General features: G+C 39.1%; 11 protein-coding genes. 6 read left to right on the top strand and 5 right to left on the bottom strand.

Features of this window, described 5'->3' with window-relative positions; translation table 11 throughout:
* Positions 1-275: 275 nt before the first annotated feature.
* From glyS to NPX98_RS03230, 4 genes are all read right to left on the bottom strand, one after another.
* On the bottom strand, positions 276-2,966 hold the full coding sequence (glyS, locus tag NPX98_RS03245) for a glycine--tRNA ligase subunit beta (protein WP_269022623.1): 2,691 nt from the start codon (positions 2,964-2,966) through the stop codon (positions 276-278).
* Positions 2,966-3,937 (bottom strand): glycine--tRNA ligase subunit alpha, encoded by a 972-nt coding sequence (locus NPX98_RS03240; protein WP_269022622.1) that lies wholly within the window; start codon positions 3,935-3,937, stop codon positions 2,966-2,968. Before NPX98_RS03240 ends, glyS begins: the two co-directional genes overlap by 1 nt.
* 168 nt (positions 3,938-4,105) lie before the next feature.
* The gene (locus tag NPX98_RS03235; protein ID WP_269022621.1) at positions 4,106-5,818 is read right to left on the bottom strand and encodes a tetratricopeptide repeat protein; all 1,713 of its coding nucleotides are present in this window, start codon (positions 5,816-5,818) and stop codon (positions 4,106-4,108) included.
* Positions 5,819-5,915: 97 nt separating this feature from the next.
* Positions 5,916-6,965, bottom strand: coding sequence for a polyprenyl synthetase family protein (locus NPX98_RS03230; protein WP_442864452.1), 1,050 nt, complete (start codon positions 6,963-6,965; stop codon positions 5,916-5,918).
* 225 nt (positions 6,966-7,190) lie between these two features.
* On the opposite strand from NPX98_RS03230, the gene NPX98_RS03225 reads away from it, so the two are divergent.
* From NPX98_RS03225 to NPX98_RS03200, 6 genes are all read left to right on the top strand, one after another.
* Positions 7,191-7,970 carry a tRNA1(Val) (adenine(37)-N6)-methyltransferase gene (locus NPX98_RS03225; RefSeq protein ID WP_442864455.1) on the top strand — a complete coding sequence of 260 codons (780 nt, stop codon included), beginning with the start codon at positions 7,191-7,193 and terminating at the stop codon, positions 7,968-7,970.
* An 85-nt stretch (positions 7,971-8,055) separates the two neighbouring features.
* A complete protein-coding gene (locus NPX98_RS03220; protein ID WP_269022618.1) occupies positions 8,056-8,907 on the top strand; it encodes a S49 family peptidase in 852 nt (283 codons plus the stop codon).
* 256 nt (positions 8,908-9,163) lie between these two features.
* Positions 9,164-10,099 carry a 4-(cytidine 5'-diphospho)-2-C-methyl-D-erythritol kinase gene (locus tag NPX98_RS03215; protein WP_269022617.1) on the top strand — a complete coding sequence of 312 codons (936 nt, stop codon included), beginning with the start codon at positions 9,164-9,166 and terminating at the stop codon, positions 10,097-10,099.
* 188 nt (positions 10,100-10,287) lie between these two features.
* Positions 10,288-10,959 (top strand): ribonuclease HII, encoded by a 672-nt coding sequence (locus tag NPX98_RS03210; RefSeq protein WP_269022616.1) that lies wholly within the window; start codon positions 10,288-10,290, stop codon positions 10,957-10,959.
* Entirely contained in the window at positions 10,956-11,918 is a 963-nt protein-coding gene (locus NPX98_RS03205) for an L-threonylcarbamoyladenylate synthase (RefSeq protein ID WP_269022615.1), read from the top strand. Before NPX98_RS03210 ends, NPX98_RS03205 begins: the two co-directional genes overlap by 4 nt.
* A 2-nt stretch (positions 11,919-11,920) precedes the next feature.
* On the top strand, positions 11,921-13,330 hold the full coding sequence (locus NPX98_RS03200; protein ID WP_269022613.1) for an FAD-binding oxidoreductase: 1,410 nt from the start codon (positions 11,921-11,923) through the stop codon (positions 13,328-13,330).
* A gap of 117 nt (positions 13,331-13,447) precedes the next feature.
* Here NPX98_RS03200 and purD read toward each other — a convergent pair whose 3' ends face one another.
* Positions 13,448-14,725, bottom strand: a complete 1,278-nt coding sequence (gene purD, locus NPX98_RS03195; protein ID WP_269022611.1) for a phosphoribosylamine--glycine ligase — start codon at positions 14,723-14,725, stop codon at positions 13,448-13,450.
* Between the last annotated feature and the right edge of the window lie 55 nt (positions 14,726-14,780).

Here is a 14,780-nt window from a genome sequence, read left to right as displayed (position 1 = left end):
TTTTTATTTTGATTGGTAAGATTCATAACCTGCTAAAATGCATAAGCTTTCGAAATAGTGTGCATTTATAGCTCTGGAAATGATCTGCGCGATGTGGAGTAGAAAATTTTAATTGTACTTTCTCTCAGTTTTTATCTTCGATCATGTGCTTAGTCGTTTCGGCGATTAATTATAAATCTTCATTTGTACAGATATACAGCAATCCTGTACGGTTTTAAGAAAACCATACAATTTTAACACTTCTGAAAACGCTATTGAAGAATTAAATGAATATTTTAAACTGCTAGTTTTGAGAAGTCAGCAACCTGTAGCGTTAATGTGCGGATACATTCAAGAAGAGCAAGACGATTAGCCCGAATATCGGGATTTTTATCATTCACCAGTACATTTTCGAAAAATATATCAATAGGTTCTACAAGTCGCACTAAAATATTAAGATAATCTGAATAATTAGATGTCATGAATATTCTACCGTCTACATCGAGGTACGCACAGTTTAGATATTTTTCAGCTTGGTGAACAAAAAGGTCAGGATTAACTTTCTTTGTTATTTCTGTGCCTTTTTTTCTTTCATTTTCAAGAATGTTGACGATACGTTTTACAGCAACTACAAGTTTGTTACCATCATCTGTGTTGATAAAGGCTGTGAGTAATTTAACACGATGTACAACTAATCTAAAATCATCAGCACCTTTTGTTAAAACAGCTTCAATAGCATCATGACGTGCTCCTTCATCTTTAAGTTGGACTTTCAAGCGTTCATGAAAGAAGGACAATAGATCTAATGCAACCTTTTTTGTCTCTTCTGAAACCATAGATTCTGGTATTGTATTATTTATTGCTTCGCTTGCATGTAAAAGTTCACTTCGTGTCAAAGAAGTAATAGAGGATATGAACTTTTTGAACTCAGGATGCCCAAAACCTTTACGCCAATCGTTTAGACTAGCAAAAGAGGCGAGTTCAAATTTTTTGAGTGCATTATGCCAGTTATGTGTGATTATTGTACATATGTCGTAGTGAGGATTGCCATGTGAGTTAGCAAATGCATTGAGAAATGAATGACCAATTGTCTCTTTGAGTTTTTGTATCAAATGATTAACTTTCTCTTCGATCTTTTCGAAATCAGAGCTAGCCCTATCATTCTCATGTGCTGCAAACAGCTTCTGAATTTCGTCGATGAAATTACGTAGTTGCAAAAAAGAATATAACTGTACAGGATTCGCAACTCTTATGATGGATATTGCATCTTGGAGTTTCTGTTTTAAACAGTCATCAATAGTGTGTATTGATGGTATAGTGTCCTCTTTATATCTTATATATTTTGCTCTTTGCAATACCAAAAGTTTCATTGCATGATAGAAGAGATCCATTAGGTTAATTTTCAAGTTATGCGAAAGTATAATCCTTATAATTCCAAGAGCAGCTCGTCTCAATGCGTAGGGATCTTTTGAACCTGTAGGTTTTTCATTAATAAGCCAAAAACCAACCAGCGTATCAATCTTATCTGCTAATGCAACGGCTATAGCAACAGGTTCTTGTGGAACACGATCTGTTGGTCCCAGAGGCTTATAGTGATCTTCAATTGCTTCAGCAACACGGGGATTTTCTTTTTGGATAAGTGCATATTCTTTCCCTATAAGCCCTTGTAGTTCTGGAAATTCATCAACCATTTGTGTTTGTAAATCAGCTTTTGCAAGAAATGCTGCACGTTTTGCTAAGGTGGTGGGAGCATTCAAACCACTCGCAATCTTTTCTACTAAAGAAGCTATCCGCTTTACTCTATCGCTTTGTGTTCCTAATTTAACATGAAAAATGACATCAAAATGGTCAAGCTGTGCCATTCTCTGATCGAGAGGTTTATCTACATAAAGCGAAAACTCTCTAGCATAATAATCATAATGATCTTGTAAGTCTGCAATGTTAGGCAAATCACGCTGATCTATTTTCCAGAAATGGAGTGCATCGGAGAGACGAGCATTGACAACTTTGCTATTGCCTTTAGCAATTTCTTGGCCTTCATCACTTGCAAGCATATTTGAGACGAGAATAAAATGATTAGATAATTTTTCTTTTTCATCTTGTTTGCGAGTTACAAAGCATTTTTGATGGGTTCGAATGGTGAGGCGAATAACTTCTGAAGGCATCTCAAGAAAAGCTTTGTCAAAATCGCTCATGAGAACGACAGGCCATTCAACAAGTCCTGCAACTTCTTCTATGAGGGCATTATCTTCAACCAATTCCAAACCATTTGCAAAGCAAAGATTTTGTGCATCTGTTAAAATAATATTTTTTCGCTGCTCTGCATCCAAAATGACTTTATGTTCTTCAAGTTGGGCAACATAGTCATCAAAGCGGCGTACCTTGATCGGTTTTTCATTCCTTAAGAAGCGATGACCATAGGTTAAATCATTGCTTTGGAGAGAACCAACAGCAAATGGAACAACCTTTGTCTCACCGGTTTCTGGTCCAAAAACGCAAAGAATATTTTGCAAAGGCCGAATCCATTTCAATGCTCCATTTTCGGCTGAATCTTTCCCCCAACGCATCGATTTGGGCCATGGAAAATTACGAATAACATTAGGCATAATATCGGCAATAATGTCTTCTGCTGCACGACCTTTTTTGATGATTTCAGCAACATAAAAATCACCCTTTTTGTTATCATGCGTAATTTTTGCTTGAGAAACATCATCAAGACCTACTGCACGTAAAAAGCCATCAATCGCTTTTTGTGGTGCTTGTATGCTGGGGCCTTTGCGTTCTTCTCGGATATCTTTTGAACGCGTAGAGAGAGCGCGTATGTCTAATGTAAGCCGACGAGGTGTCCAATATTCACAGGCGGCTTTATAGGTTAAACCTGCATCAACAAGTTTGTTTGTAACGCACTTCTTAAAGTCAGCAGCAGCTTTGCGTTGTAGGCGTGCAGGGATTTCTTCGCTGAAAAGTTCAATGAGAAGATCAGGCATTAAACTTCTCCCTTAGCATGTTTGTTATTGGCTTTTTCTGTAGCATGTGCGTTACCAGCTTCAGTGGATAAAAAAGCTTTACCACAGCGGCGAGCAAGATCGCGAACGCGAAGAATATAATTTTGCCGCTCGGTTACAGAGATAACACCACGTGCTTGCAAAAGATTAAAGATATGGCTGGCTTTGATACATTGATCATAAGCAGGTAAAACACAGAGATGTAAGCCGCCATCCTCTTTTGGTTTTCCAGCTTCCAAAAGTGCATTACATTCATTTTCTGCGTCGATAAAATGTTGATGCAGGATTTTAGTGTCCGCAAACTCAAAATTATGGCGTGAATATTCTTGTTCTGCTTGCAGGAAAATGTCACCATAACTTATTCGGTCTGCACCATCTAAGCCATTAAAGTTAAGATCATAGACATTATCGACATTTTGAATATACATCGCTAAACGCTCAAGTCCGTAAGTGAGTTCTCCTGAAACTGGGGAACATTCAAAGCCACAGACTTGTTGAAAATAAGTGAATTGTGTGACTTCCATTCCATCGCACCAGCATTCCCATCCAAGCCCCCAAGCGCCAAGTGTTGGGCTTTCCCAATCATCTTCAACAAAGCGGATATCGTGAAGTTTTGTATTAAGGCCGATAGCTTGTAGTGAATTGATATAAAGCTCTTGTAAATTCTGTGGGGAGGGTTTGATAAGAACTTGAAATTGATAATAATGCTGTAAACGATTTGGATTTTCACCGTATCGGCCATCTGTTGGGCGCCGGCAAGGTTGGACATAGGCCACTTTCCAAGGGCGTGGCCCCAATGAACGCAACGTTGTTGCGGGATGAAAAGTTCCAGCACCAACTTCCATATCGTAGGGTTGCAGAATTGCGCACCCCTGTTCAGCCCAGTAATTTTGTAAGGTTAAAATAAGCCCTTGAAAAGAACGCGTAGGATTTAGATGTTCAGGCAGATTCACGCTTTATACTCTTTAATATTTAACCAACAGATGATTTGTGCATAGAATCAACAAATGATTAATATTTAACCAACAGATAAAGACTAAAGGAATCTTAGCCTTTGAGGTTATCTATTAATTTATAGGCTTGAGGTCAAGTTATTCGTTGTTTACGATCTTTAAGCATTGTCATTTATACATTGCTGTTTCTTTTAAACCGAATTTCATCTTTTCTTTGATTTTTTCTGGATTTTTGTGTTCTCCATCGAGCGCATGATTCCATTGGAAGACTGCTTCACGTTTGCGCCCAACTTGCCAATAAGCATCGCCCAAATGGTCGTTAAACGTTGGATCTTCGGGCTTCAATCTGACAGCAGATTCCAACATTTGAATAGCTTTATCGTATTGTTTCAATTTATAATGAGCCCACCCTAAAGAATCGAGAATATAACCGTCTGGTGGGTCTAATTCAGAGGCTTTTTGAAGTATTTGAAGCGATTCTTCAAGATTTTGATTCCGCTCAATAAGTGAATAGCCCAGATAATTAAGTACTTGTGGTTGATTAGGGAATAATTCAAGCGCTTTTCGTAAATCAATTTCAGCTTTTGGCCATTGTTGTAAACGTTCGAATGCGATACCCCGTTGATAAAAAAGCTTCCAATCTTCTTTTTGAAAATCTGTTATTTGCGCAATGGCATAATCTATAATTTTGATAGACTCAGAAAAGTTATTTTTTTGCATATGTATATTGGCTAAGGCTGTAAGAATGTAACGATCATTGGGGAACTTTTCTTTTAATGATGTAAGCAATTGAATGGCTTCATCCCGATTGTTGTTATTTGCAAGGGTTAATGCAAGTCTTAGCTGTCCATCTTTGTGATAAGGCGATTTTAGCGGTAAGGCGCGATAAAGTTTAATGGCTTGATCGAAATCTTTAAGTTTGGCAGAGATATTTGCCAATTGGAATAGTATTGCATCATTTTGAGGGTATAAGGTTAAAGATAATTGTTCGAAAATACGTGCAACCCGTTCTGAATTTTTTTGATTGAGGAATGCTCCAAAACTATATAATACTTCACCAGCTCCTTGTTGAGAAGTTTCAACGAGTTTTTTTAGGTTAGCACCTTTTTCAATTCTTTTTCGGATATTTTTAAGAGATTCTCGACCTAACAATATTTGTTCGCCATGTCGGAGGGTTTCAATAGCTTGGCTACGCATTTTATGACGTACCTGAAATGAGGCATAGGCTATAATAATGCGTTCATAAGTATCAGGGGCGATAATGGCGGCTTGTTGGTTGGTAAGCGCTTGAATAAAATGCTTCTTTGCATTTTGTGTATGTCCTGCCAAGTCATTCATGAGAGCGAGATGGTAATGTATAAAAAGATCGTACCAGATGGGTCCTAAACGTTTTTCAAGATCTTTAATAGCTTTAGATTGATTGCCTGATCCGAATATGGCCCAAGCACCTATAAGCTCAGATATTGGGTTGTTAATAGGAGGAGATGCTTCAAATTTTAGAAGAGATTGAACATTCTTATAGTCTTTTTTGATGAGATTTTCTATTGATAATGTTAATGAAATAAAGGGCGTTACAATACCTTGTTTTTTAAGCTTTTTAGCTTGTTTAACAGCCTCTTTAAATGCACCTACGGATAGCATAGCTTCGAAGATCTCTTTTTGTATTTCAACATTGTTCGGTTGATAGACGAGTGCTTGTTTAAAATAATCGATTGCGAGATTTGTTTTGTTCTCATAATTTGCAAGTCGCCCAGCTAGATAGGATCCTGTAAATGAGCGTGTATCAATAGCCGTATTCATCTTACTGTAGGCGTGTGATAACATTACTATGCTTCCTGCTATAAAGAGCGTAAAAAAGCAGGATATTGTTGCATTTCGCATAGAGTTAATCCTCATTAAGATAACCAATAAACTCTACAATTCAATTTATAAACTATATCTGTTTTTTTTTAGATATGTTATGATTCTTACTAAATAATCAGTTTATGCGTTCGATACAAAAGTCAATAGTTTCAATGAGTGCATTTTTGGCAGGAGTGTCTTTCATTGAAGAAAGAGCATCTATTGCGTGTTTTCCATAAATACGTGCTTGTTCTATAGTATCGGTTAGGCTGTCATACTTTTCCATTAAGTATTGAGCATGCATTAAAGCTTCATTACTATTATGGCCGTTTTCAAGAGCCTGCTTCCAAAATGCTTTTTCTTCCGGATTGCCACGTGTATATGAAAGGATAACAGGCATAGTAATTTTGCCTTCTCTGAAATCATCGCCTATATTTTTTCCTAAGTCCTTGGCATTTCCACTGTAATCAAGAGCATCATCAATTAATTGGAAAGTTAGTCCTAATGATGTACCATATTTTCGTAAGGCAGAACGTTCTTCATGTCCATGACCAGCAATGATTGGGCCGGATTCGGCAGCAGCTGAGAAAAGTGCAGCTGTTTTTGCATTGATAATTTTGATATAGTCTGAAACATTGGTTTCTATATTTTTTGCAGCGGCAAGTTGCATGACTTCTCCTTCAGCGATAATTGCTGCTGCATTTGCCAAGACTGAGAGTGCTTCCATAGAGTTAACATCGACCATCATTTTAAAGGCTTGTCCTAATAAAAAGTCTCCGACAAGTATACTTGCTTGATTTCCCCAAATCATGCGTACTGTGGATTTTCCACGCCGTAAATCACTTTCATCAACAACATCATCGTGTAATAATGTTGCTGTATGCATAAATTCAACTGCTGTTGCTAGTTTGATATGTCCATCACCTCGGTAGTCAAACATATGAGCAGATGCCAATGTGATCATTGGACGTAATCGCTTTCCACCCGATGAAACAAGATGATTGGTTATTTCAGGGATCATTTCGACATGTGATTTCGCCATGGAAATGATCAATTGGTTTGTCAGCTCCATATCATCTTTTGTGAGATTAAGCAGAGGTTGAAGGGACATCTGCTTGTTTCTTGCATCATTGAGTTTTGAGATGGCATTCAATGTGTTTACTCCCGGAATATTGAAAATGGACATATAGAAATCCTATTTGTACTTATAACATAAAGGGAGTTTTGTTTTGACACAAGTTTTTATCCTGCTCATTAAAGTGTAACTTTAGGGTATTTACAAAGAATGTTTTTTCATTTGGGTGGTATAGTTTTTTGTAAAGAGAGATTAAAATTTAAAACGGGTTTTGATGAACGATTAGCAGAAATGTGGTTATGAGCGGTGATATTAGGTTTGCGGGTGGGTGAAATAATGCATTATAATGACGAAACAATAGATGGATTTCATCGTGGTAATTTTTATGTTGTTCAACCACGTTTACGTGGCCATCGTTCTGGCATGGATGCTATGTTATTAGCTGGTTTGGTTCCTGATAACTTTAAAGGAAGGCTTGTTGACTTAGGTGCAGGTGCAGGTGCAGCTGGATTAGCAGTTGCATCGCGTTGTTTTGAGGCGCATATTACATTGGTCGAACGGTCATCTTTTATGGTATACTATGCGAAAAAAACGCTTATGCTAAAGCAGAATGAGAAATTGGCTGATCGAGTTTGCTTGTTAGAAGCAGATATTACCTTAAAAGGCAAAGCACGCTCAGAGGTAGGTTTAATGGATAATGCTTTTGATTTTGCGATTATGAATCCACCTTTTAACAGTCCAGAAGATCGTAAAACGCCTGATGAACAAAAGTATGAGGCACATGTTATGTCTGAGACTATGTTCGATGATTGGTTGCGAAGTGCAGCGGCAATTGTGAAGCCTGGTGGATATTTAGGATTAATTGCACGTCCACAATCTCTTACTGATATACTGCATGCTTTGGAGGGACGCTTTGGTAGTGTATGCGTAATTCCTATTCACTCTCGCGTCAAAATGGCGGCGATTCGGATTTTAATTTATGCAAAACGGGGAAGCCGAGCGGCTTTGTCTGTATTGCCAGCATTGGTTATGCATGAAGGTGACGATCATACTTTTTCACCACGGGTTGATGCAATTAATAATGGACGTATAAGTTTTTGGGAAATTTTCACATAATATTTTAAAATATAGTATACTGTATTTTAAAAATTCATACTGAGCTTTTGATTTATTTTGTTAATTTTTATAGGGAGATTTTGATTTGATTGACTGTATTAAAAATATTGTTCCACGTCGTTTTCGTTCTAGTACGCTAGAAATCCCTGTCGTACGCCTTCATGGGGCTATTATAGATTCAACTTCATTGATGGCGCGTACGCTTTCATTAAGCAGATATGCAAATCTTTTAGACAAAGCTTTTGCTTATAAGGAAGCTCCAGCTGTTGCTGTGGTTATCAATTCTCCAGGTGGTTCGCCTGTGCAATCACATCTTATCTTTCAACGTATCCGCGATTTGGCAGATGAACATAATAAACAAGTGCTCATGTTTGCTGAGGATGTGGCAGCTTCAGGTGGTTATATGATCGCTTGTGCTGGAGATGAAATTTTTGCTGATCCTTCCTCTATTATTGGATCTATAGGGGTTGTTTCGGCTTCTTTTGGTTTTCCGGAACTGTTGAAAAAAATTGGTGTGGAACGTCGTGTTTATACTGCAGGAAAAAACAAAGTTGCGTTGGACCCATTTCAACCAGAAAAGAAAACAGATATTGACCATTTGAAATCTCTGCAACTTGAAGTGCACCAAACTTTTATCGATTTGGTTAAAGAACGGCGTGCAGAGAGGTTATCGGATGATCCAGATATTTTTACGGGAATGTTTTGGAGTGGAATGAAAAGCATTGAACTTGGCTTGATTGATGGATTAGGTGATGTACGTTCTGTCGTTAAAAAACGGTTTGGCCCTGATACAAAACTTCGGTTAATTTCTCATTCCAAAAATCTTTTGGGACTTAAGATGCCTTCGGGGATTTCTGCTAATATGGTTTATACAGCGGTTGATGGTGCGTTAATGGCAGCAGAAGAGCGGGCGCTTTGGCAACGATATGGTTTGTGATTAGAGGAGTATTTTGATATATGCTTAATGTGGTTTATTATTTTTCTTAGAATTATTGTCAGAAGAAACAAAAACTAAAAATGATGCGACTTATTGTATTTGGTTTGATTTGTGCTGTAATGTTTTGTATTCATCGTTTATTAAAACTTCGATTACAGCGGAAGTTGCGGCATGTTTGTAATGCAGAAGTTAAACCACACACAAGCATACAAGGAACACTGGTGCAAGATCCTCACACGGGTGAATATTACGTTAAATGATATTGGATGTGCAAACTGCGCTTAAAAGGTATTCTTATATGCTTAATGGGTGTTCTTATATATTAACACCCATTAAGCTGAACTTAGCGTTGCATGTTGTAGGGCAGCGTGCTGATGGTTATCATTTTCTAGAAAGTTTGGTTTATTTTAGTCTCAGTGGTGATTATTTAAGTTATACGTCTTTTGAAAGGGATCGCTTTATTGTAACAGGCCCTTTTGCCGATGAATTAGATTCGGATAATTTGGTTATTCATGCGCGTGACTTCATGTGCAATGCATTTCCTGAGAGTGCTCAACCCGCCTTTTTTCGACTTATTAAGACATTGCCTGTCGCTTCTGGTATTGGTGGTGGATCGGGTGATGCTGCGGGTGTTCTAAATATACTGCGTCAGCAATGGAACCTTGATTGTTCTTGTGAAAAACTAGCAGAAATGAGCTTAGTTCTTGGTGCTGATGTACCGATGTGTCTTTTTGCTTTGGAATATAAGAAGCCGCTTTTTGTAAAAGGGATTGGCGGTGATATCACACGACTAGAAAAGGCTTGTTCTCTTGCAATGGTATTGGTTAACCATGGTCAACACATTGCAACACAGACTGTTTTTGAGAATTTGGAGAAGCATGATCATCCTCCTTTGAACATTGATCCAGCTGCTTTAAAGTCGGTTTATTCATTGGTTGAAGTTTTACAAGAAACCCGCAACGATCTTTTTGCTCCTGCGTTAAAAATTGCACCTAAAATGGCTGAAGTTTTACATGAATTAGATAAGAGTGGAGCTCTTTTTTCTCGTATGTCTGGTTCAGGTGCAACTTGCTTTGGTATTTTTAAAGATCAAAAAGCGGCGCAGAAAGCGGCTTTTCTCATTAAATCGCTGCATCCAAATTGGTTTGTTAAATCTATCGTGACCGTAGGAACATTTAGACAAGAAACATAAGGGTTGCTGTTTATAGCTAATAATGCATTGAATAATAATATTGAGAAAGGAAATTGGATAGCTGTCAAATAATTAATTCATAATGCGTATTTTTGTTTCTCTGTTTATAGTAGAGTTAATCGAGATATTGGAGCAATCTATTTTTTGTAGGACTTGCAGAAAATGAGTTGTGATGCGAAAATGAATGTATGTCTCGTCTTATGTGTAATTCAACAGCTATGTTTAATGTACCCAAACAGCCCGATTTTTTATGCGAATTGGATTTGCAGAAACAGGGTTTCTTTTACATAGCGGGTGTTGATGAGGTTGGGCGTGGACCTCTCGCTGGACCCGTGGTAGCAGCAGCAGTTATTTTGGATCAAAATCATATTCCTGAAGGAGTGAATGATTCCAAGAAAATTTCTGCTCGACAGCGCAATAGACTTTATGATGAAATTATGCAAAGTGCATTGACGATTTCGATTGCTAGTCTTTGCGCTCGCGCAATTGATAAGTCTAACATTAGAAAAGCAACCTTAGAGGCAATGCAACGTTGTATTACAGGGCTTGCAGTGCCAGCACATTATGCATTGATTGATGGACGTGATATTCCTTCTCGCTTACCGTGTCCAGCAATGGCTTTGATTAAGGGTGATCAGCGTTCGGTTTCAATTGCTGCAGCATCTATTGTTGCTAAAGTGACGCGTGATCGAATGATGCAACATGTTGGACAGCTTTATAAAGGCTATGGTTTTGAGAGGCATGTCGGTTATGCAACGGTAGCACATCGTGTGGCTATTGGTGAATATGGACCGATTGCAGGATTACACCGGTATAGTTTTGCACCGATCAAAGAGCACTATAAAGATGATATTTCATGACGATTCTTCCTCTTAATAGGACTTCAATACAAGAAGCAGTTACGATTCTTAAGCAAGGTCAATTAGTGGCTTTACCGACAGAGACTGTTTACGGGTTGGCAGGTGATGCAACCAATGGAAAGGCAGTGGCTTCTATTTTTGCGACAAAGGGACGACCGCGCTTTAACCCTCTTATTGCTCATGTGAGTGGTATTGCTATGGCAGAACGCTATGTAGAGATTGACTTGCTTTCACGTCGGTTCATGGAAGCATTTTGGCCAGGTCCTTTAACCTTTGTTTTGCCTTTAAAAGCGCATCATGACATTCATCCTTTAACCACGGCTGGTCTTGATACATTGGCTGTTCGTTTTCCAAAGGGCGGTTTTGCAGAAGTTGTTCAACATTTCGGCCGACCTTTGGCTGCGCCTAGCGCAAATCAATCAGGGCGCCTTAGTCCTACTTCAGCTGCATCTGTATTTGCATCTTTAGGGGCATCAGTGCCTTTGATTATTGATGGTGGATTTTCCAAAATAGGGCTTGAATCAACAATTATTAAGGTTTGTGATGATAGTATTTATCTCTTGCGTCCGGGAGGGATAGCTGCTGAAGAAATAGAAAAAGTTGCAGGACAATCTTTAAAGCGGCTCAATCAGCAGGCCGCAATTGAGGCACCAGGTATGTTAAAGTCGCATTATGCGCCCAATGCTTTGATGCGTTTGAATGCACAAAAGGTCACAAGTGGTGAAGCGCTTTTGGCGTTTGGTCCAAAGCGCATTATAGGTGTTGAAAATGCTGTTTCTGTTTTAAATCTCAGTGAAAGTGGCCAGTTAAAAGAAGCTGCATACCATTTGTTTCAATATATGAAGCAATTAGATTCACTTGAGGTAAGGTGTATTGCAGTGGAACCTATTCCATCTTACGGATTAGGTGAAGCGATTAATGACCGTTTAATCCGTGCTGCAGCGCCGAAAGGGGAGTGAGAATGAAGCAGGATTTAATTGAGCGTTTTAGAGAAATTGTTGGTTCTGCGCATGCATTAACAGATCAGGAACTTATTGCACCTTATTTGTTTGAAGACCGTAAACTTTTTCATGGGAAAACACCATTGCTTTTACGGCCATCTTCCACGGCAGAGGTGTCATCGATCATGCATTTGGCCAGTCAGACGCGTACTCCTATTGTTCCTCAGGGGGGAAATACTGGTCTTGTCGGTGCTCAGCAGCCAGATGATAGTGGACGTAGTGTTGTTTTGTCTATGGAGCGTTTGAACAGGATTCGATCTGTTAATCGAGAGGGTAATTTTGCTGTGGTAGAGGCAGGTGTTATTTTACGTACTTTGCAGCAAAAAGCAGATGAATGGAACCGTTTTTTCCCTCTTTCTTTGGGCTCAGAAGGATCCTGTCAGATAGGGGGAAACCTTTCATCTAATGCTGGAGGAACAGCTGTTTTGGCTTATGGTAATATGCGAGATCTTTGTCTTGGTTTGGAAGTTGTTTTGCCTGATGGCCGTATTTTGGATGATTTGCGGTTTGTTAAGAAAGACAATAGTGGCTATGATTTGAAAGATCTTTTCATCGGTGCAGAAGGTACTTTGGGAGTTATTACGGCAGCAGTTTTAAAGCTTTTTCCAAAACAAAAAGGAAAAGCTGTTGCTTTTGTGGGATTACGTAGTCCAGCGAAGGCTCTTGCATTTTTATTTCTTGCTCAATGTCATGGAGGAGCAATGTTGACTGGTTTTGAGCTTATGGGAGAGCTCAGTTTACAAATGGCCTTAAATTATAGGAAGCAAATGAGATCTCCTTTAGCTCATACACATGACTGGTATGTCTTAATTGATATTTCATCATCGCGGAGCAATGATGAGGCGTTATCGGTTCTAACCATTATTTTAGAGGCAGCTTTAAAGGATTCTCTTATAGAAGATGCGGTTATTGCACAATCGTTAAACCAGCAAGATCTTTTTTGGCAATTGCGTGAAAGTATGTCCCCTGCTCAGAAGTTGGAAGGGGGATCTATTAAGCATGATATTGCAGTGCCTGTTGCATCCATTCCTGACTTTATTTCTGAGGCTGCTCTTATTGTTGAAGATATAGCGCCGGGTGCACGGGTGGTGTGTTTTGGTCATATGGGTGATGGCAATCTTCATTATAATGTTACGCAGCCCATTGGGGCTGATTCTGCAGAGTTTTTGCAATTATGGTCGACAATGAACCATCGCATTCACTGTTTGGTGATGAACTATCAGGGCACTTTTTCTGCAGAGCATGGAATTGGGCAGCTCAAACGGAAAGAACTTCGCACTTTTAAATCACCTGTTGCATTGGACATTATGCAGGCGATTAAGAAAGTATTCGATCCTTTAGGGATTATGAATCCAGGAAAAATATTATAATTTAAAAACAATCAATTCTCATTTGGTGCCAGTTTATCTTTTTAAAGGGCACCAGTGCACAATTTCTAGTATTTTATAATATCATTGACAGCTTTATAAAAAGCAGGATCAAGAGATCTAGCTTTTGCGTGTAATGGCACGCCATCCAATATCGCGACGGAAAAAACCTTGTGGCCAATCAATGCAATCGACAGCTTCATAGGCTCGTTTTTGTGCGTGTGCGACAGTGTCTCCAATGGCTGTTACATTCAAAACACGTCCGCCATTGGCAATGACTTCTCCATTTCGTAAGGCTGTACCGGCTTGAAAAATTTTAACATCAGGGAAAGCCGTACAGACTTTATCAAGATTGCGTATAACACTGCCTTTTTGAGGCGCATTTGGGTAACCATTCGCAGCCATAACAACTGTTAGAGCGGTTTTTTCAGACCACTGAAGAGCTCTATTTTCAAGATTTCCTTGAGCCGCTGCAAGAAAAAGAGGGAGAATATCCTCTTGTAGACGCATCATTAAAACTTGACATTCTGGATCGCCAAATCGTACATTGAACTCAATTAGTTCTGGCCCTTTTGAGGTTATCATCAATCCGGCAAAGAGAATACCTTTAAAGGGAGAACCCATTTCAGCCATACCGTATAGAGCTGGTTCGATAATTTCTTTAAGGGTACGGTTAACCATTTCTGCGGTCATAACAGGGGCCGGTGAATAAGCTCCCATGCCACCAGTATTGGCTCCGGTATCGCCGTCGCCAACACGTTTGTGATCTTGTGCTGACCCAAAGGGAATGGCGGTTTTGCCATCACAAAGACAGAAGAAGCTCGCCTCTTCTCCTTCCAAAAAGGCTTCGATAACAATTGTCTGGCCTGCATTCCCGAAAGTTCCTTCGAAGCAGGCATCAACGGCAGAAAATGCTTCTTCCATTGTCATAGCAACAACAACGCCTTTACCAGCAGCTAAGCCATCAGCTTTAACAACGATAGGAATACCTTGTTGACGGATATAGGATTTTGCTTTTTGAGCATTGTTAAAGCATTGATAGATCCCTGTAGAGATGTTATTTTTACGGCACAAGTCTTTTGTGAAGCTTTTAGAACCTTCTAACTGAGCCGCTTTTTGACTCGGTCCAAATACACAGATACCAGCGGCATTCAGGGAATCAGTTATACCTGAAACTAATGGTGCTTCTGGTCCAATAATCACGAGGTTAATGGAATGTGTTTGACAAAAATTAATGACAAGGGAATGATTGTCGATGTTCAAATCAATATTTTTGCCGAATTCCATTGTTGCAGGATTACCAGGAGCACAATATAATGTTGTGAGCAGAGGTGATGCTGCTATTTTCCATGCTAAAGCATGTTCTCGTCCGCCTGAACCGATAAGAAGAACGTTCATTGCGTGCTCCTATTGTAGAATATGATTAGGTCAATGTTATTGTCATAAGAATGAA

It is taken from the genome of Bartonella sp. A05, assembly GCF_026930145.1.
Classification (GTDB): domain Bacteria; phylum Pseudomonadota; class Alphaproteobacteria; order Rhizobiales; family Rhizobiaceae; genus Bartonella.
Note: the sequence above shows the minus strand (reverse complement) of the source record. Positions and strands in the feature narration are given on the sequence as shown.

Excerpts from the sequence above, each read along its gene's own strand:
- NPX98_RS03210 (WP_269022616.1), top strand. The coding sequence starts at position 10,288 with ATGTCTCGTCTTATGTGTAATTCAACAGCTATGTTTAATGTACCCAAA.
- NPX98_RS03215 (WP_269022617.1), top strand. The coding sequence starts at position 9,164 with ATGATATTGGATGTGCAAACTGCGCTTAAAAGGTATTCTTATATGCTT.
- NPX98_RS03205 (WP_269022615.1), top strand. The coding sequence starts at position 10,956 with ATGACGATTCTTCCTCTTAATAGGACTTCAATACAAGAAGCAGTTACG.
- purD (WP_269022611.1), bottom strand. The coding sequence starts at position 14,725 with ATGAACGTTCTTCTTATCGGTTCAGGCGGACGAGAACATGCTTTAGCA.
- glyS (WP_269022623.1), bottom strand. The coding sequence starts at position 2,966 with ATGCCTGATCTTCTCATTGAACTTTTCAGCGAAGAAATCCCTGCACGC.
- NPX98_RS03200 (WP_269022613.1), top strand. The coding sequence starts at position 11,921 with ATGAAGCAGGATTTAATTGAGCGTTTTAGAGAAATTGTTGGTTCTGCG.
- NPX98_RS03235 (WP_269022621.1), bottom strand. The coding sequence starts at position 5,818 with ATGCGAAATGCAACAATATCCTGCTTTTTTACGCTCTTTATAGCAGGA.
- NPX98_RS03225 (WP_442864455.1), top strand. The coding sequence starts at position 7,191 with ATGCATTATAATGACGAAACAATAGATGGATTTCATCGTGGTAATTTT.
- NPX98_RS03230 (WP_442864452.1), bottom strand. The coding sequence starts at position 6,965 with ATGTCCATTTTCAATATTCCGGGAGTAAACACATTGAATGCCATCTCA.